Annotated in this window: 18 protein-coding genes; 15 read left to right on the forward strand and 3 right to left on the reverse strand. The window is 37.4% G+C overall.

The features are described from left to right. Window positions 1-21 precede the first annotated feature (21 nt). From srlE to ACSKT4_RS17645, 10 genes are all read left to right on the forward strand, one after another. Window positions 22-1,065 (forward strand): PTS glucitol/sorbitol transporter subunit IIB, encoded by a 1,044-nt coding sequence (gene srlE, locus ACSKT4_RS17600; protein ID WP_186870745.1) that lies wholly within the window; start codon window positions 22-24, stop codon window positions 1,063-1,065. A 93-nt stretch (window positions 1,066-1,158) separates the two neighbouring features. After that, window positions 1,159-1,524, forward strand: coding sequence for a PTS glucitol/sorbitol transporter subunit IIA (locus tag ACSKT4_RS17605; RefSeq protein ID WP_186870746.1), 366 nt, complete (start codon window positions 1,159-1,161; stop codon window positions 1,522-1,524). A gap of 27 nt (window positions 1,525-1,551) precedes the next feature. Next, window positions 1,552-2,841, forward strand: coding sequence for an NAD(P)H-dependent oxidoreductase (locus ACSKT4_RS17610; RefSeq protein ID WP_465823706.1), 1,290 nt, complete (start codon window positions 1,552-1,554; stop codon window positions 2,839-2,841). A gap of 136 nt (window positions 2,842-2,977) precedes the next feature. Then, window positions 2,978-3,967 carry a thiamine pyrophosphate-dependent dehydrogenase E1 component subunit alpha gene (locus ACSKT4_RS17615; protein ID WP_186870748.1) on the forward strand — a complete coding sequence of 330 codons (990 nt, stop codon included), beginning with the start codon at window positions 2,978-2,980 and terminating at the stop codon, window positions 3,965-3,967. A gap of 12 nt (window positions 3,968-3,979) precedes the next feature. Next, window positions 3,980-4,963, forward strand: a complete 984-nt coding sequence (locus tag ACSKT4_RS17620; RefSeq protein WP_186870749.1) for an alpha-ketoacid dehydrogenase subunit beta — start codon at window positions 3,980-3,982, stop codon at window positions 4,961-4,963. 13 nt (window positions 4,964-4,976) lie between these two features. Then, entirely contained in the window at window positions 4,977-6,329 is a 1,353-nt protein-coding gene (locus ACSKT4_RS17625) for a dihydrolipoamide acetyltransferase family protein (RefSeq protein ID WP_186870750.1), read from the forward strand. Window positions 6,330-6,341: 12 nt separating this feature from the next. Further along, window positions 6,342-7,715, forward strand: a complete 1,374-nt coding sequence (lpdA, locus tag ACSKT4_RS17630) for a dihydrolipoyl dehydrogenase (protein ID WP_186870751.1) — start codon at window positions 6,342-6,344, stop codon at window positions 7,713-7,715. A gap of 243 nt (window positions 7,716-7,958) precedes the next feature. Then, on the forward strand, window positions 7,959-9,002 hold the full coding sequence (locus ACSKT4_RS17635; protein WP_186870752.1) for a TRAP transporter substrate-binding protein: 1,044 nt from the start codon (window positions 7,959-7,961) through the stop codon (window positions 9,000-9,002). Window positions 9,003-9,020: 18 nt separating this feature from the next. Beyond that, complete coding sequence (locus ACSKT4_RS17640; RefSeq protein WP_186870753.1) at window positions 9,021-9,524, forward strand: TRAP transporter small permease; 504 nt, start codon at window positions 9,021-9,023, stop codon at window positions 9,522-9,524. After that, on the forward strand, window positions 9,521-10,822 hold the full coding sequence (locus ACSKT4_RS17645; protein ID WP_186870754.1) for a TRAP transporter large permease: 1,302 nt from the start codon (window positions 9,521-9,523) through the stop codon (window positions 10,820-10,822). Before ACSKT4_RS17640 ends, ACSKT4_RS17645 begins: the two co-directional genes overlap by 4 nt. 93 nt (window positions 10,823-10,915) lie before the next feature. Here the strand turns inward: ACSKT4_RS17645 and ACSKT4_RS17650 are convergent, their stop codons facing one another. Continuing rightward, window positions 10,916-12,097 (reverse strand): peptidase, encoded by a 1,182-nt coding sequence (locus ACSKT4_RS17650; RefSeq protein WP_186870755.1) that lies wholly within the window; start codon window positions 12,095-12,097, stop codon window positions 10,916-10,918. 155 nt (window positions 12,098-12,252) lie between these two features. Further along, on the reverse strand, window positions 12,253-13,407 hold the full coding sequence (locus tag ACSKT4_RS17655) for an HD-GYP domain-containing protein (protein WP_186870756.1): 1,155 nt from the start codon (window positions 13,405-13,407) through the stop codon (window positions 12,253-12,255). A gap of 779 nt (window positions 13,408-14,186) precedes the next feature. On the opposite strand from ACSKT4_RS17655, the gene ACSKT4_RS17660 reads away from it, so the two are divergent. Beyond that, window positions 14,187-14,960, forward strand: a complete 774-nt coding sequence (locus tag ACSKT4_RS17660; protein WP_186870757.1) for an HAD family hydrolase — start codon at window positions 14,187-14,189, stop codon at window positions 14,958-14,960. Window positions 14,961-14,980: 20 nt separating this feature from the next. Here ACSKT4_RS17660 and ACSKT4_RS17665 read toward each other — a convergent pair whose 3' ends face one another. Beyond that, entirely contained in the window at window positions 14,981-15,445 is a 465-nt protein-coding gene (locus ACSKT4_RS17665) for a divergent PAP2 family protein (protein WP_186870758.1), read from the reverse strand. A gap of 232 nt (window positions 15,446-15,677) precedes the next feature. Here ACSKT4_RS17665 and ACSKT4_RS17670 point away from each other — a divergent pair, with 232 nt between their 5' ends. The 4 genes from ACSKT4_RS17670 to ACSKT4_RS17685 all read left to right on the forward strand — a co-directional run bounded on the left by ACSKT4_RS17670 (window position 15,678) and on the right by ACSKT4_RS17685 (window position 18,646). After that, on the forward strand, window positions 15,678-16,115 hold the full coding sequence (locus tag ACSKT4_RS17670; protein ID WP_186870759.1) for a hypothetical protein: 438 nt from the start codon (window positions 15,678-15,680) through the stop codon (window positions 16,113-16,115). Between the two features lie 184 nt (window positions 16,116-16,299). After that, the gene (locus ACSKT4_RS17675; RefSeq protein ID WP_186870760.1) at window positions 16,300-16,758 is read left to right on the forward strand and encodes a chemotaxis protein CheX; all 459 of its coding nucleotides are present in this window, start codon (window positions 16,300-16,302) and stop codon (window positions 16,756-16,758) included. 176 nt (window positions 16,759-16,934) lie between these two features. Next, window positions 16,935-17,105, forward strand: coding sequence for an aspartyl-phosphate phosphatase Spo0E family protein (locus ACSKT4_RS17680; protein ID WP_186870761.1), 171 nt, complete (start codon window positions 16,935-16,937; stop codon window positions 17,103-17,105). A 200-nt stretch (window positions 17,106-17,305) separates the two neighbouring features. Next, on the forward strand, window positions 17,306-18,646 hold the full coding sequence (locus ACSKT4_RS17685) for a short-chain fatty acid transporter (RefSeq protein WP_186870762.1): 1,341 nt from the start codon (window positions 17,306-17,308) through the stop codon (window positions 18,644-18,646). The last annotated feature ends 393 nt before the right edge of the window (window positions 18,647-19,039 follow it).

The raw sequence follows: 19,039 nt of genomic DNA on the forward strand, positions 1-19,039 counted from the left end.
TGCAATTGAGGAGGGTGTCGCATGAGTGAGTACAAATCAGTGAAAGTTGTAAAGGGACCATCCGGTTGGGGTGGGCCATTAATCATAACCCCTAGTGATCAGCAAAAATACATTATTTCTGTTACTGGTGGTGGAGTTCATAAAGTCGCTCAGGAGATAGCAGATCGTACTGGTGGTATTGCTATTGATGGTTTTGAGAAATCAGTACCTAAAGAAGAAATAGCAGCTGCGGTAATTAACTGTGGTGGTACTGCAAGAAGTGGAGTATATCCTCGAATGGGTGTTAAAACGATAAACACATATAGTAATTCACCATCTGGACCTCTACTAAAGTTTATTAATGAAGGAAATTTTGTATCTGGAGTAGATGTTCGGAATATCGAGGATTTAGAGGCAGAGGAGATTGCTGCTTCATCTATAGAAGAAAGTCAACCTAGTAACTTAATGGACAAGAAGATAGCCCAGCAGCTAAAAGAAGAAGCAAAAGCGAAAGTTAGAGAGAACAACAGTGAAAAGGGCAAGAAAAAGAACCCGATTATGAAGTTAATCGAAGTGTTAGGGAATAAAGTTGGAAATGTTGTAAGCGTATTCTTCCAGTCTGGTAGGGACACGATTGAAACTGTTATAAAGAACATACTACCTTTCATGGCATTTGTAAGTGCACTTATGGGAATTATTACATTTACTGGAATTGGAGATTTTATCGCTAATCTAGTTGCTCCGATGGCCACAAGCCTAATTGGTATGTTGATTATATCTTTAGTTGCTGCAATCCCAATTGTCTCCCCATTATTAGCACCAGGTGCTGTAATTGCACAAGTTGTTGGGGTGTTAATTGGAGTAGAAATAGCTAATGGCAATATCCCTCCACAAATGGCATTGCCTGCATTATTTGCAATAAATCCACAAGTAGGAACAGACTTTGTACCAGTTGGTCTGACTTTGGGTGAAGCAGAACCGGAAACGATTGAAGTAGGAGTGCCTGCAGTCTTATTCTCACGTCTTATTACTGGACCAATAGCAGTTATTATCGCTTATTTTGCTAGCTTTGGTTTGTACAGTTAAAAGGAAGTATAACTTGACTAGATAAAGAAAGCGCTTTATAATTACAAATGTAACATATAGTTACATTTGTAATTTCATTAGAGGGGTGAAAAAATGAGTGTATATTTAGAGTTAAACGTTGTTGAAGTTGGCGAAGAAGCTACTTTAATGTTTGAAGAATCGATGATGATTTTATTTAATGATACGGTACCAGCAGATTTGAAGGGAATTTCTGTCATTCATAATACGCGAAACATAAAAGAAGAGATCCAAGCAGGAGATATGATGGAAATAGATGGTGAGAGCTTCAAAATCTTATTTGTTGGCAATAAAGTAAATGAAACTTTACAAGAATTAGGACATGCAACCTTTAATTTCAATGGGGAAATGCAGGCGGATCTTCCTGGAACTGTTTGTTTAGAAAAAAAGGAAATTCCAGATATTCGTGCAAAATCAACAATTACCTTCCAAAGGGGTTAATAAATACAACAAAGGGGAGTGGAGTAGATGTTAAATATTAATAGAAAACTAGCGAAACTAGAAAATGAAGGTTCGTATATTAAAGTTGGTTTAGTTGGTGCAGGGCAAATGGGACGTGGGATGATCTCTCAAATAGAAAGTATGAAAGGTATGCGAGTAGTTGTTACAGCAGATTTATTTATCGACAATATTACGAATGCGTATAGCCATGCTGGAATTGAAGCAAATGAAATAGTAGTTACCGAGGATGCAAAAGATGCATCAACAGCGATGCAAGAGAATAAAGTTGTCGCTACTACTAATACTCAATTAGTTACTACATTGCCAGAAGTAGATGTAGTTGTTGATGCAACTGGCGTGCCGAATATAGGTGCTGAAATAGCTTGGGATACAATTTTAAATCGTAAGCATATTGTTATGCTTAATGCTGAAGCAGATGTCACTGTTGGACCATTGCTTAAGAAAATGGCTGATGCAAGTGGAGTAGTGTATACGGGTTCCGCTGGAGATGAACCTGGTGCGATAATGGAATTATATGACTTTGCAGATGCTATGGGGTTTGAAATAGTTGCTTTAGGTAAAGGAAAAAATAATCCATTAAATTTAGAGGCTAATCCAGAAACAGCGAAAGAAGAGGCAAAACTAAAGGGAGCATCACCAAAAATGCTAGCATCTTTCCAAGATGGTACAAAAACGATGGTAGAAATGAACGCTGTAGCTAATGCAACTGGCTTTTTACCAGATCAGCCAGGAATGCACGGATTTGAAGCTACTGTAAATGAACTTCCTGGTATCTTTTTGGAAAAAGACAAAGGTGGCAAATTGAACGGTAGAAAAGTAGTTGAATTTATAAACGGAATTGCTCCTGGGGTATTTGCTATTATCGCTTCTGACAAAGAAGAAGTAAATGCGGAAATGAAATATTTAAAAATGGGAGATGGACCGAATTATGTTCTATATCGTCCATACCATTTAACAAGTCTAGAAACGCCATTATCGATTGCAAAGGCCTTTTTCGATAATGAAGCAACCATAGCACCATATAAAGGGATACAAGGAGAAACTGTCACAGTAGCTAAAAGGGATCTTGAAGCTGGTGAATACTTAGACAGCATTGGTGGATTTACCGTATATGGTAAGCTGTTGAAGGCAACAGAAGCAAAATCTCTTAACGCACTTCCTATTGGTCTAGTAGACTCAAATGTTATGCTTAAACGCTCTATTAAAAAAGGTGATATTATCACTTACGATGATGTTGAACAAACAAAAGAATCAACAATCTGGAAAATACGTTCATTGCAAGATAGAGAGTTTTAACTGGATTAACATTCCATAGGGATGTATGAACTATAGTAATTACAACATATGTTTTGCTTGGTAAAGGTAAAACATATTTTATTACATTAAATTTTACAAAAGTAACAAGTGAAAACAAATGTAAAGGAGAGGTAAAATGAATAATAGCAATGTGTTAAACATTCCAGAAGTTATAACTAATGAAAAACTACTAGACCTATACAAACAAATGTGGTTAATCCGTCTATTTGACGAGAAAGTAGATGAATTTTTTGCAAAGGGCATGATTCATGGTACGACACATTTAGCCGTAGGTCAGGAAGCAAGTGCTGCCGGTGTGTGTGCGTTACTATCTGTAGAAGATAAAATCACCAGTACTCACCGTGGACATGGGCACTGTATTGCTAAGGGCGCGACCCCTGATCGAATGATGGCAGAGCTGTTTGGCCGGACTACTGGTTACTGTAAAGGTAAGGGTGGATCCATGCATATTGCTGACGTAGATATGGGGAATCTGGGGGCAAATGGGATTGTTGCTGGTGGTATACCGTTGGCTGTTGGTTCGGCATTAACGGCTAAAATGAAAAAGCTAGATTATGTAACAGTCTGCTTCTTTGGAGATGGGGCTACAAATGAAGGAAGCTTCCATGAAGCAGTCAATTTAGCTGCCATCTGGGATTTGCCTGTCATCTTTGTCTGTGAAAATAATCAATACGGAATGTCAGGTTCCGTAAAAGAGATGACACGAGTAGAAAATATTGCTGACCGAGCACACGCCTATGGAATCCCAGGCGTTGTTGCTGATGGTAACGATATTATCGAAATGATGAATGTAACAGATGAAGCGATACAACGTGCGAAACGAGGAGAAGGTCCAACATTAATTGAAGCAAAAACATATCGTTGGAAAGGTCATTCAAAGAGTGATGCGAAGAAATATCGTACCCGTGAGGAAGAACAAGAATGGCGTAAAAAGGATCCAATAAAACGTTGTAAGGAAGTATTAATCGAAGCGGGATTATTAACGGAAGAAAAGGCAGAAGATATTCGTCTGGAAGCGAAAAAAGAAATTGAAGATGCGGTTACTTTTGCAGAACAGAGTCCTGCGCCGACACTAGATGACTTATTAACGGATGTTTATGCATAGGAGGGGATACCAATGAGAGAAATTACTTACTTAGAAGCAGTACGTGAAGCGATGAGTCAGGAAATGCGTAAAAACGAGGATGTCTATATTTTAGGGGAAGACATTGGCGTATATGGTGGAGCATTTGGCGTAACTCGAGGCATGATTGAAGAGTTTGGACCAGAACGTGTACGTAATACACCGATTAGTGAAGCGGGAATTGCTGGTACGGCTGTTGGCTCAGCTTTAACTGGCATGCGTCCAATACTAGAATTACAATTCTCAGACTTCATTACGATAGCTCTAGACCAGCTTGTCAATCAAGCGGCGAAGATTCGCTATATGTATGGTGGAAAGGGTAAAGTTCCGATGGTAGTTCGAACTCCAAGTGGTTCTGGTACTGGTGCAGCCGCACAGCATTCGCAAAGTTTAGAAGCATGGGTCGCCCATATCCCAGGTCTTAAAGTTGTACAGCCATCAACTGCATATGATGCTAAAGGACTTTTAAAAGCTGCAATGGATGATGAGAATCCAGTTATTTTCTATGAGCATAAATTATTATATAAAACTAGTTCAGAGGTTCCAGAAGAGCAATATTCCATTCCTTTAGGCAAAGCGGATATAAAGCGGGAAGGTACAGATGTAACAATTGTCGCCACTGCGATTATGGTGCATAAAGCATTGGAAGCAGCAAAAGAGCTTGAAAAAGAAGGAATTAGTGTGGAAGTAGTTGATCCACGTACCCTTGTACCGTTAGATAAGGATACCATTGTGGAGTCAGTGAAGAAGACTGGTCGTGTTGTTGTCGTACATGAGGCAGTCAAACGAGGCGGATTCGGTGGGGAGATTGCTAGTGTTATAGCAGAAAGTGAAGCATTTGATTTTCTTGATGCTCCAATCAAACGTTTAGGTGGTGCGGAATCACCAATTCCATATAACCCCGAGTTAGAAAAGGCCCATGTACCACAAGTACCGGATATTATCCAGGCAGTTAAAGAAACCGTAAACCGCGTATAAGGGAGGGAACAACATGGCAAAAGAAATATTCATGCCCAAGCTAAGTAGTACGATGGCTGTAGGTACACTGCTTCAATGGTTTAAAGAGGAAGGTGACTCCGTTGAGGTTGGTGAACCATTATTTGAGATTATGACAGATAAGATAAATATTGAAGTTGAGTCCTATGAAGAAGGGATTTTACTAAAAAAATATTTTCAAGAGGATGATGAGATTCCCGTTAATACGGTTATAGGATATATTGGCAGCTCAGATGAATCGGTCCCAGCTGAGTCTCCAGGAGTGAGTGGTGAAGAATCTAAGAAAGAAGTAACTAGTACTAATGAAAACTCTAATGAGCCACTCACAACCTCTACAAACGGGGAAGTCGTAGAAACGAGTTCTACTTCTTTGAACGGAAAAGTACGTGCGACCCCAGCCGCAAGGAAGCTAGCACGAGAAAACGATATAATACTAAGTTCGGTATCTGGAACAGGTCCTAAAGGAAGAATCCAGAAGCAAGATGTGTTACAAGCACTGGAGGATACTCGCGTACTAGTAACCCCATTAGCAAGGAAAATCGCTGAAGAAAACGGTATGAATTTAAAAGAGATAACGGGTACTGGTGTTCATGGCAAGATTGAAAAAGCAGATGTTATCGAGGCTATCGAGAAAGCGAAAAAACAATCGACATCTACAACAGGTAAACGCGTGAAGCTAAAAGGGTTACGCAAGGCAATAGCGGAAAAAATGCTCGAAAGTGTTCGTACAATCCCACATGTAACTTTGACTAGTGAAGTTGATATGACAAAAGCAATAGAGGTTAGAAAAGCATTGTTGCCAGTGATTGAAGGGCAAACAGGCTACCGTTTGTCTTATACAGAAATTATCATGAAGACAGTGGCTCATGTACTTGGTAATCACCCTAAAGTTAATGCCTCTCTTATAGATAATGAAATTATTTACAATGAGGACATTAATATTGGTCTAGCAGTGGCTGTTGAGAATGGATTGGTTGTTCCTTCCGTGAAGCAAGTTAATACAAGAGGATTTGCTGAACTAACAGAAATGAGTAAAACATTAGGAAAGAAAGCCCGAGAAAGCAAGCTTACACCAGATGAAATGCAAGGAAGTACATTTACAATTAGTAATTTGGGTATGTATGCAATTGACGGTTTTACACCGATTATCAATCCACCAGAAACGGCAATACTTGGTGTTGGTAGAATCATTGAAAAGCCAGTCGTGGTGGATGGTCAAGTGGAAGTTAGACCAATGATGGTACTTAGCTTATCCTTTGATCACCGCGTAATCGACGGAGCGCCAGCAGCGGAGTTTCTAACCAATCTGAAAGCAAGCTTAGAAAATCCATTTAGTCTGTTGGTTTAGGAGGGAATACCGATGAAAACATTTGATGTAGCGATTATAGGAGGCGGACCTGGAGGTTATGTAGCTGCAATTCGGGCTGCAAAATCCGGGTTATCTGTAGCTCTTGTAGAAGGAAGCGAACTTGGTGGAACCTGTTTAAATCGTGGATGTATCCCTTCAAAAACGTTACTAAAGCATGCAGAGGTGTTAAATCAAATTAATCATGCTAACCAATTTGGAATACAGGTACGGGACGTCTCTTTTTCTTTTCCTGATATGATAAAACGTAAGAATCAGGTTATAAGGCAATTACAGAATGGAATTAAAGGATTATTACGTCAAAATAAAATCACGCTTTTGAACGGATATGGAACCGTCCATGCCGATAAAAAGGTTACAGTTGAATTAGATGAAAGGAAAGAAGAAATACAGGCAGCGCATATCATACTTGCGACTGGATCAAAGCCGTTTATTCCTGAGATTCCAGGGATTTCAGATATAGACTATTATACTAGTGATACGATATTTGATTTAAACGAGGTTCCGAAACGACTTGTTATTATGGGTGGAGGTGTAATTGGTTTAGAGATAGCTTGTGTGTTTAATAGCTTAGGCTCAGCAGTGGATCTTATTGAAATGGCAGATCGAGTCATCCCTGCAGAAGATCCCGATGCATCGCACTTCATAACTAAGCAATTAGTTGAAAAGGGGATCAATATTCATACCACAACTAAGGTCACAGGCTTTAAAAAGGAAGCAAACACGATCGTAGAGCTAGAGGGAAATGGCGAAAAGGCTTCCATCGAAACGGATGCAATCTTAATCTCTGTTGGGCGTATTCCTAATACGACTGGAATCGAAGAGACAGGTGTTTCCTTTGACGGACGATTTGTAAAAGTAGATGAGTATATGCGTACATCTGTGGATGGTATTTATGCGATTGGGGATGTAATTGGCGGGTTCCAATTAGCGCATGCAGCCAGTGAAGAAGGAATTCATGCTGTAGATCATATTCTTGGAAAAGAGAAGAAGTTTGATTTAGCCATGCCACGTTGTGTATATACATTCCCCGAGATTGCAAGTGTGGGGATGACAGAAGAGCAAGCAAAAGCAAAAGGTTTTACCGTACGTACGAAAAAGGTAGATTTAGCTGGAAACGGCAAGGCAATTGCTTCGTTAGAAAATAGAGGGTTTATGAAGATTATCGTGGATGAAAAATACGGAGAAATTCTTGGCGTTGTCATGGTAGGAGCACATGTGACTGAAATGATTAGTCAAGCAACTTCTTTTATTCATTTAGAAGGAACAGTGGAAGAACTAGACTCCATGATTTTCCCCCATCCAACCATGTCCGAAGCTTTATTTGAAAGTGCTGCTGCGTGGTTAGGAAAAGGAATCCATTACTAAATGTTACCTTTAACCTACAGTAATAGAAATAGAAGTTTTTTTAAAGGAGTCATACCAGATTGATGTAATTAATCTGTATGACTCCTTTTTTATAAGGGTATTGTTTATATATTATTTAAAATATTCCAAATAATGATTGATATCATATTTTAAATAATATATGATTATACATAGACGAGAGCTTTTTCATATTCACATCAATGTAAGCGTTTTCTTTTTAAAACGAAATAAGGAGTGGTCACATTGAAGAAAGCTTTTCAAAGCAGGAGTAACGTTTTATTCATGCTCGTGGTTGGGTTTGGAATCGTAATGTTAGCAGCATGTGGTAGTGGAGCTAGCTCAGATAGTCATGCACATGAACTAGATTTCTCACATTTCTTTCCCCCAACACATTTTATGGAGGAAGAAATTCAAAGCTTTGCAGCTGAATTAGAGGAAAAGACGGATGGAAGAATTAAGATTACTTCTTATCCAGGGGCTGCTTTAGCGGCACCAGATGAACATTTTGATGCAGCTGCTACAGGATCGGTAGATTTTGCCTTAAGTGTACATGGATATACACCCGGGGAGTTTCCATTAACATCGGTAATGGAACTACCGTTTATGGCAAAAACAGCAATGTCCGGATCAGAAAATTTATGGAAGTTGATGAATGAATTTGATGAATTTGACGCGGAGTATGCGGGGACTGTCCCTTTATGGTTATATACAACAGACCCAGGACAGCTGTTTACAGTGGATAAGCCGGTTAAGCGTATAGAGGACTTAAAAGGAATGAAAATTCGCTCCCCCTCACCAGAAACAAGCGAGTGGTTAGAAGCGCTGGGTGCGACACCAGTTTCGATGCCAATGAACGAAAACTTTGAGGCATTAGAACGTGGTGTAGTAGATGGGACGATAGCACCTTGGGAAGCGGTGAAGACTTGGGGGTTAGATGAGGTTATTAACTATGCGACAGTAGGAAACTTCTACTCTACTACGATGTTTGTTGTTATGAATGAGGATGTGTTTAATCGTTTGAATCAGGGGGATCAAGACATGCTTTTAGAGCTTGCTGGAGAAAGAATGGCGAAGAAAACAGGAGAAGTATTCGACCAGTACGGAAGAGATGCTGTCGAGCAAGCAAAAGTAAAAGGAGTAGAAATCTATGAGTTGTCTAGTACAGAATTAGCTGAATGGAATGAATTTATCAATCCGACAATCGAAAGTTGGATTAATCAAGTCGAAGGTAAAGGATTACCGGGGCAAGCGGTGTATGACCGGGCAGTAGAGTTAAGTGGACAGTAAGCTGGGAGTGAATAATCCATGCCAAAGTTACTAGAGAAATCGGAGAGTCTTGTGATAAAAATTGTCGGGATTCAAGGACAAATTGCTAATGGTGTGCTGTTATTTATGATGGCCATTATAAGCTTCGATGTAATTGGGCGCAACTTTTTTAATCATCCTTTAAAAGGGACTTATGAAATGACTGAACTAAGTTCGGCGATGCTTGTTTTTTTGGCTCTTGCTATCACCCATCAAAGAGGGAACCATATTACCATTGATTTCCTAGTAGAACGTTTTTCGAAAAAAGCTCAGAATCTATTACTTGGTGTAGTAGAAATGGTGATTGCCCTAGTAGTGTTGCTCATCGCAATGCATATTTTTGAAAATGGGTTACGCATGATGGAAAGAAATTCTGCAACCACCGATTTAGGACTCCCGGTATATCCCTTTCTTTTTATCATTGCTTTTACGTTGACTACATTTATGCTACTAGCATTCTTTAAAGCTATCGCATATTTTCGAATGGCGGTGATAAAAGGATGAGTCCTGAATGGATTGGGATTATTGGTATTGTAGCATTGCTCTTATTATTTGTGCTTCGAGTTCCTGTGGCGGTTTCACTTATTATGGTTGGAACGGTTGGTCTAGCACTCATACGAGGCTGGGATGCGGCACTAGTACAACTTGGGACGACGCCATTTTCCACAGCTAGTTCGTATTCACTGAGCGTTATTCCACTTTTTATCTTAATGGGGATGTTTCTTTCTTATAGTGGGTTTGGTAGAGATTTATATACAGCAGTGGATGCGTGGATTGGCCATATTAAAGGTGGTCTAGCCATGACTACCATTGGAACGAGTGCATTCTTCTCTGCAATCTCTGGGTCGGTAAATGCAACAACAGCGACGATGGCAAGAATTTCATTACCCGAAATGAAAAAATACAAATATGATGATGCACTATCGACATCCTGTGTGGCCGCTGGGGGAACGCTCGGTATCCTGATTCCTCCTAGTGTTATACTTGTCTTATATGGGATATTGACTATGGAGCCGATTGGTAAGTTATTGATTGCGGGGCTCGTGCCAGGTATTTTGCAAATGATTTTGTTTATGTTACTGATTTATATTATGGTATGGAGAAAGCCAAGTCTTGCGCCAGTTACAGAGAAAAAGCCTTTTGCTATGAAAATAAAATCGTTAACCTTTGTTTGGCCCTTTATCCTGTTGTTTGCATTAAGCATTGGTGGAATATATTATGGTTATTTTACGCCAACAGAAGCAGGTGGAGTAGGAGCTTTTGGTGCATTTCTGTTAACGATTATGGCAAGAAGATTAAGCTTTGAACATTTTAAAAAGTCACTAAGTGAGACAACGCGTTTAACAGCAGCGATTTTCTTCATCATTATTGGTGCAGATATTTTTAGTAAATTTCTGGCACTTAGTACCATTCCGGTTAAAATTACACAATATGTTTCCGGGCTAGCGTTACCTGCGATGGCAATCTTAGGACTGATTTTATTAGTTTACTTAGTGTTGGGATTATTTCTAGAAGGCATTGCGATTTTTGTATTAACGTTGCCGGTAGTGTATCCACTAATTACGATGCTTGGCTTTGATGGGGTCTGGTTCGGTGTGGTCATGATTCTAGTCATGAATATTGGACTATTGACACCACCGATGGGACTAAGTATTTATATCATTAGTAGTGTAGCGAAAGAGATTCCAGCCCAGCGAATTTTTAAAGGAGTTATCCCGATGCTTGGAATGATGGTTTTGTGCTTAATCTTAATTGTGGTTTTTCCTGGTATTGTACTGTTTTTACCAGAGTTGATGAAGTAAACCAGTAAATGCTCTGAAGAAAGGTGCGTTTCTTCAGAGCATTTTTAGGTTGTTATAAAGGGAAAGTATAGAATGTATGTTGTTTTGTTATATTCACGCTACACGATCCCTTATAGACCTAAATCTCGCATAGATTAATAGTCCAATCATTAGAATACTCAATCCTAATAATACGATAGCGTCCCAGAAGTATTGACTACTAGGTGTCCATAGGTATTTCCATATATGAGCGAATATAGCAATCATTTGTGGTAGGAAATAGAGTGCAAATAAGCACGTAATCAGTACTATTCCAATAACATAGAACACACTATACAGTCTTACTGCAGATAACTCACTCTTGTAGACAGTTGTAGTAGTATCTTGCTTGATAAAAGAGAGCCATTTACTTAAATAATTCTTCCCACTCTCCATTAGATTATAGCTTCCAGTTATATTTTCAATAATAAAATAAATATCGGTTTTCATAAAGAAACTAAATTGATAGATTGTTTTTACAAAAATATCAAAAATGATAATCCCGAGTAATCCGAATAGAAGTGGATTCGAATCGCCAATTAATAATGTAAGTGAAAAAGCTATAAAAAGTGTCACCTGTTCAAATGACATCCCGGCGAAATATAACGGGTTTCGCTGCCTTGGGGCAAGTTTCCAAGCAGCTGTTAAATCTGTTTCGAACACAATTAAAAAAAGCCTGTTGCCAATATCGAGCTTGGTTGGCAAATTATATGAACGGATAGCTAGAATATGGCCGAATTCATGAATCAGAATAAGTATTAATGAAATCCCCATATATGTCAGCATATTCGCTATCATGGAATCAAAAATAAAAATATCTTGATAATGTGGTAAAAGTTCAGGATGTAATAGGATGAATCCTATATTTATGAACAACAAAAGAAGATAAATTTTGTTGGAAATCTTATTGAAAAAAATGCTGGCGAAATTAGCTGAAATCCAATCAAAGGCATTTGTTGACTTGTTCTTTTGGGAAGTGGTAACTATCTCACCATCGATTTCTTTCACCAAACCAAATTCAACTAATTGTTCAACAAAAGGAATAATCTCTACGTCCTCATTAGGGTAATTAGTCTTCAATATCTGTTCGATTTCGGCTAACCCTTTGCCATTATTGATTAATTCAATTGCATCGATGCAAACCTTAGGCATTTCATAGAATTCACCAGACTGATTGTCTTCCACAATATAATGTTTTTTATCTTGGCGAATCTCTAAATCGACTAAGCTAAGTGTTGATTCAAGTGTTAGATTCATGTTTACACCGCCACTTTTTATAATAATAGGATGCTAGTAATCTAGCATCCTTATGCTTTTTAGTATGGGCGTCCAAAGATGCACCACCAGCACGTAACTTTTATTTTTTTAAGTTTGCGGATTTTCAAGTTTAAACACCCCCTTTCAAGTTATGCCTAGTTGCTATTGTGTTTTGAGTGAATTTTTTCCCAATCAGGAAATATACTTTGAAAGATTTCTACTAATTTAGGATCAAATTGTGTTCCTTTTCCTTCAATAATACGTTCATATGCATCTTCCAAAGATAAAGCAGGCCTGTATGATCTAGATGAAGTCATAGCATCAAAAGCATCAGCAAGTGCAGTAATTCTTGCTAATAGTGGCGATTCTTCACCTTTCAAGCCATCAGGATAGCCTTTTCCATCCCAGCGCTCGTGATGATGTAATACAACATCTATATTAGCTGATATCCCTTCAACATCTTCAACAGCTTCTGCCCCTACACGTGGATGTGTTTTGATTATGTCATATTCCTCGTTTGAAAGTTTTCCAGGTTTAGTTAAAATAGCATCAGGTATATGAATTTTTCCAATATCATGTAATAAGCAAGCATAATAAAAATATCTTAACTCATCTTTATCAAATTTTTCTGTTGCAGTAGCTAATGACATTGCATACTCAGCGACACGTTCACTATGGCCCCGGGTATATGGATCTTTAAGTTCAAGGGTGGCAATAATTCCTTTTACAATCCCTTCTATTTGTCTATCATAAGAACTCATAACCGTTTCTACGTAACTAATGATACGATGTAAAATAATGAAACTAATCATATAGAGAACAATGACTACTAATAAGGGTAGCATTACTTCTGAGAAGTCGAGAAATAAGCCAACCATAATATATTTTATAGTGGTACCTAAGAAGACTACGTAGAAGTATTTTTTATTTACGAATATAGGTGCGAATAAAATAATTACTACTTCTACTAAATTTCCACTACTATATGGAAAATCGGTAGTTGAATAATACCAGATGTCACCTATCATAGTGATTGTAGTATAGCTGATAAAATAAAGGTATTTAATTAACCATAATTTCTTCTTTTTGAACAGATAAAAGGTTACGGGTACAAGGAACCCGACCACTAAATATAGAAAATAGTCTTTAATACTTAGCGAAATACCTTCCTCAGATCCCCATGGAAGTATAGGAAATAAGTAATAATAAATAACATCATAGATTAAAAACGTCCCATAAAATAACCCTAAAAACCACTTTGTGGCTTGTTTCTCTTCATATAATAAAGATTTGTGAAGTGTTTTTTCCATGATGAATCCTCTCTGAAAAATAATAATGGAAATTAGTTACACTAGCATTGACTTATTGAAAATAGTTAACCGCATACATTTTATTCTCTAAAGCGAAAGTCACCTATCAAATGTTTGTTTATTTATTGATTAATTAATTATACTAGGATGTTAACTAGTAGATAATTCCCTTGAAGTACGATCATCAAACCTATGACACTATGTATGTAATGAATTAAATCATTTTCAATGGTAAAAACAGTAAAAGGCTCAATCTTTCACATGATGCTAATGGCTAAGTAATTATTTTCCCCCATATATACCAGCTTAATAGTCATGTTGATTGGAATATAGGATATAATTTTTTCAAACAGTCCAAGCAATCCCGATACTTGGGACATTAAATAAAATATGTACGTTTATTCTACTCAAAATATGACCTATCAAAGACAAGGTGTAATAGTGATTTATTTGCATGATTTTCATAGGTGTAAACTACTATTTTTTTCACTAATGTATTTAGTATAAAGCAACTTTTATAAACTGTAAATTATAAATAAACGCACATTAATAGTTCTTTATACCTAAATGTTACGTGCTCTTCTCTTTGTTAGTGAAGATTTGATTGAGGATATATAGGGAGATAGACTGTCGTAATCTTCAAATTTATAATAAAGTTGTACAGTGTAGGTACGTTTTTACGATTAGGGGTTAGTAATGTTATTAATCCACAAATCAATCCATTGGTTTTTTATAGAGTTATACGATTTCTTTATTTTGACGATAGGAGCCGTGAAATAATGAAGAAATGGATTACCTTTGATTTAGATGGAACTTTGATGCAGAATCCTTTTGGAAAGTGGGTATTTCCGGAGATTGAACAACTATATAACGATTGCATTGGTGATGATCAAGCGAATGGGATTAGAAGTGAACTGATTAAAGAGCATCGTAGGCGAATGAAGGCAGGATTAATTGTTGATGCTTATGATTGGGATGATATTGTAAGGCATGTATTCTCAACAAATGGTGTATTTGTACATGTAGATGTTGCGGAGCTGCTAGTCAAACACACGAAGCCTCCTAAGGTATATCTATTGGAAGAAAATATTCTTCAAGATTTACAAATTCTTCGGGAAAAGGGCTTCAATTTAGCGGTAGTCACCAATGGATTTGAAAAATACCAGAAGCCTGTCATGGACGCATTAGGTTTAACAAGTTTTTTCGATGTTATTATTACCCCTGAAAAAGCAAGGTATGGCAAGCCACAGATTAATATGGTTAAGGAATTACATGATACAAATAATGAAATTGTAGCTCATGTAGGTGATAGACTAGATCATGACGTGACTATGGCAAATGAATTAAATGTGTTATCCATTTTGTTCCATCAAGAAATGCCAGAAACAATTCTTAGTGTAGACCCTAAGAAACGACAATATACATGTATGGACTGGCTTGAAATGAAATGGAAGCGGGAAACTGGGGTAGAAACCCTTCCACTTCCATTGTCCGCTATCCCTAAAATGATTATTTGCACCATGAAGGAGATTAGTATGGAGTCCCTCAGCTAATAGCATGAGGGACTCCACTCTTAGGCTTCTTTTTCTAACAGGTTACTAACTGCTCCAATTAATACACCAAGTGCTGCGCCCCCTAATACTTCAACAGGCATGTGACCAAGCATTTCTTTTAATTCCTTTTCTCGCTTGCGATACTTATATCCTGGATGGTGCTCTGCTAATTTCTCAAGCTCTTCATACATATCATTCACCGCTATAGCGGTTTGTCCTGCTTGCCAACGGATTCCCATTGCGTCATACATGACGATTAAGCTGAATATACTACTAATTCCAAAATCCATCGATGAGATCCCTCTTTTAAAGCCGACGTAACTTGTTAAAGATGTAACCGCAGCGGAATGGGAGCTCGGCATATCACCGGACCCAAACATCTTCTTCCAATCCCATACACCGGTTTCCTTATAATGAAGTGGTACTTTTAAGAACTGTGCTGCACCTATTCCAATTAATGCAGTAGTCATGGCACGATTTAGCATAAATTCACCTCAGCTTATTCATTTGCAAATAAAATAGGATTTATGTATGAAAGGCTCGTTATTCTAGAGAGGTTTTAATGGTTCGATTGGAAGTGTGTAGGAGTACATGGAACCATAGAAATTTAGCCAAATAAACGATAAATATTTGAAACATAACTGTAATCGAATTCCTAGGTGAGATGTTGTATGATAAGTGATAGATTGGAATATATTTCAACTTAGGGTGAGGGCTATGGGACGAAAGAACAGACAGGATTATCAACTAGATGGATTTAGTCAAGAAATAAGTCAGACTGTTCAGCAATTAGGGGATTTAAGAGAGCTTGACTTAGAAAATTATATCAGCAAGCTTATAAGGCGTAGTGACTCGAAAAAATTTGCATGTGAAATTATTCGTTGCCTGGAAATGATCAATGATCAGGGAATGAAGATAACAGAAAAAGATAAGAAGAAAAATGCGGCTAAAATTGAAGAGCTGAAAGAAAGCATGCAGAAAAAAAGTCTAACACCAATGGAAAAAAGATTCATCTATGAAGAAATTGCTGATTTAATACGGGAGATGGAATCGATTCGTCGCTATTGGCTACAGAAATCGCTCACTAGTTTTAAATATGTTGGTGCAGCAGGGGCAGTTTTAGGTGCAGCGCTTTTATTTAGAAAAAGAAAATAATACAGGTTTCCACCTCATCTATTGATGGGGTGTTTTTTGTTATAAATATTTTTCGGATTTTGTCGGAATTTATTGATTTTCATGTATGATTGTCTTTATACTAATATTACGGTCTTATTAGGATTACTAATACTTATAATTTGTCACAGTAAACATTAAACCTACCCTAGAAGGAGGAGCAGCTTTGAGCGTAACAGATGAAAAAAATCAAGTCATCACTGCCTTATTAAATGGCTCCATCATGTCAGTTAGAAATTCAATTCCTATTCAGGCTAATATAGGAAAGCCTGAACTTTTTAGTAATGCTCTACAGTTCCAATTTGGTGTTTTTATTGGCATTACCGGCGATGTTAGAGGTAAATTAGTTTTATCTGGTGATAGGCAAGTCTTTAGTAGAATTGGCGAGGCAATGTTTGGCATGCCCATTCAGGATGATATGCTTGTCTCACTAAGTGGAGAATTAGGTAATATCATTGCAGGTGGACTATCGACTAATATTGGACAAAATGGGATGAAAACAGATATAACTGCTCCAACGATTATGGAAGGGATAACAAAGCTTCTAGGGTATGATAAGGTCATTCGATTACCGATAGGCTTTCAAGCTGTTGGTGACCTCCATTTATACCTTGTAATAGATTAAATTAGGAAGCAATGCATTGTTCATAATGTATTGCTTTTTATTGTGAATACTAGGTCCATTTACCTGGATTAGTAAAGTAAAAAAAGAGGAATAGATAGAGTAGAGTTGATTCTCAAATATATGAGATAGACTCGAGGAAGGATTACTTTATTTTATACACTCGGGGGAGGTTTTTCATGAAAAAAAATAAAAGAGAGCATAAACAGATATCGTTACAAGAAATTAACGACAAACGTGCTATATTAATCGAGGAAACATCTAAATTTGGTTTGAATAGTCAACGAGTACTAAAAGTAAGTGAAGAACTGGATACGATGATTATAAACTATATGAGAGATAGGAAATAAACGAAAGAGCAAAATCACATCTTTGACCTCCATTATACGAACCTCTTACGAAATATCCTACATGTTCTACTAGCAACCTCCTCAACTAGATGCTTGGATTTTTACTTGAAAGTGATTAAACTATAAGAATGGCATCAGAATAAAACCTACTTATTCGAATAAACTGTTGTAAATAGATTGATAATATAGGAGGGAAATATATGCTAGGTGCTATCACGAATTTTTTCGACCGAATGGTTCGAAGGTATTTACCTGACGCATTTTTGTTTGCAATTATTCTTACTTTTGTTGTATTTATACTTGGGATGATTTTTACTGGCAGCTCACCTGTTAACATGGTGGAATACTGGGGTGGGGGCTTTTGGGGATTATTAGAGTTTGCTATGCAGATGTCACTCATTGTTGTAACTGGGTATATTCTTGCTAATAGTCCCATTGTGAAAAAAATACTAGGGAGGATTAGTAAGTTAGCTAATTCACCAGGACAAGCAGTGTTATTAGTAACACTAGTTGCGTCCATTGCATGTTTAATTAATTATGGATTTGGTCTAGTTGTAGGAGCGTTACTTGCTATTCACGTTGCAAAACGTGTCCCTTCAGCAGATTATCGTTTACTAATGGCCAGTGCTTATAGCGGATTTTTACTATGGCATGGAGGGTTGTCAGGATCCATTCCATTGTCAATAGCAACAGATAATCACATGCTAATAGAGGAAATTGGTATTGTGCCTGTATCAGAAACATTGTTTGGTGGTCCTAACTTGTTTATCGTTGGAACATTACTATTGACCCTGCCATTATTGAATAGACTACTAATGAAGTCTGCTAGAAATGTGGGGCAAATCGATCCAGAGTTATTAAATTTACAACAGAAAGTAATGGAAATAGAAGAGGAAGAACCAGAGACAATTAAATCGGTCACGCCAGCGGAACGTTTGGAGAATAGTAGAATCATATCCTTACTTATTGGCATATTAGGATTAGCCTTTGTTTTGTACCATTTTGTAAGCAAAGGGTTTGATTTAAACCTTAATATCGTAAACTTTATTTTCCTATTTTTAGGGATTTTATTCCATGGTACACCACGTCGATTCTTAAATAGTGTGTCTGGTGCTGTAAAGAATGCTGGCGGCATTATTATTCAATTCCCGTTCTATGCAGGTATTATGGGAATGATGACAAGTTCAGGTTTATCGGAGCAGTTATCCATGTTCTTCGTTAATATTTCTAATGAAGTTACATTACCATGGCTAAGCTTTATTAGCGCGGGCATCTTGAACTTCTTTATTCCATCAGGTGGTGGACAATGGGCAATACAAGGCGATATTATGATGAGTGCTGCAATGAATTTAGGTGCAGATATTCCAAAGACTGCTATTGCGGTTGCTTGGGGTGACGCTTGGACAAATATGATTCAGCCATTCTGGGCATTGCCTTTACTTGCCATTGCTGGATTAAAGGTCCGTGATATTATGGGATTCTGTGTAATGGTGTTGTTCTTTAGCTTTATTCCAATATCGATAGGCCTGCTACTCTTCTAAATGGAAATACTATAGTGATGGATACATGAAAAAGCAAATCTACTAAGTTAAGTAGGTTTGCTTTTTATATTTTTAGAAATTCTTAAAGCCAGAAAGAGCTCTCCTTCTCTACTTTCTTAGGTGAAATCTCCTGTTTTATGGGTATTATGTTAGATTCATCTACTAAATTTTAAAGTTATGTAAATAATCTTAAAATTACGTAAAGTATTAGTAAATATAAACATGAGTTAACGAGATTGTGGTTTAATAGGTACCGATAACAGGTTTAGACAACCAATCTATATCATCTTTTTATTACTAGGAGCATTCCTGTAATGAAGAAATTTGAGGATTGAAACAAAAAGAGCCCTCTTGGTATCATACGAGGTGTCCAAAGCTTCGAAGCAAAAATGG

Source organism: Ornithinibacillus liuyingii, from assembly GCF_055550225.1.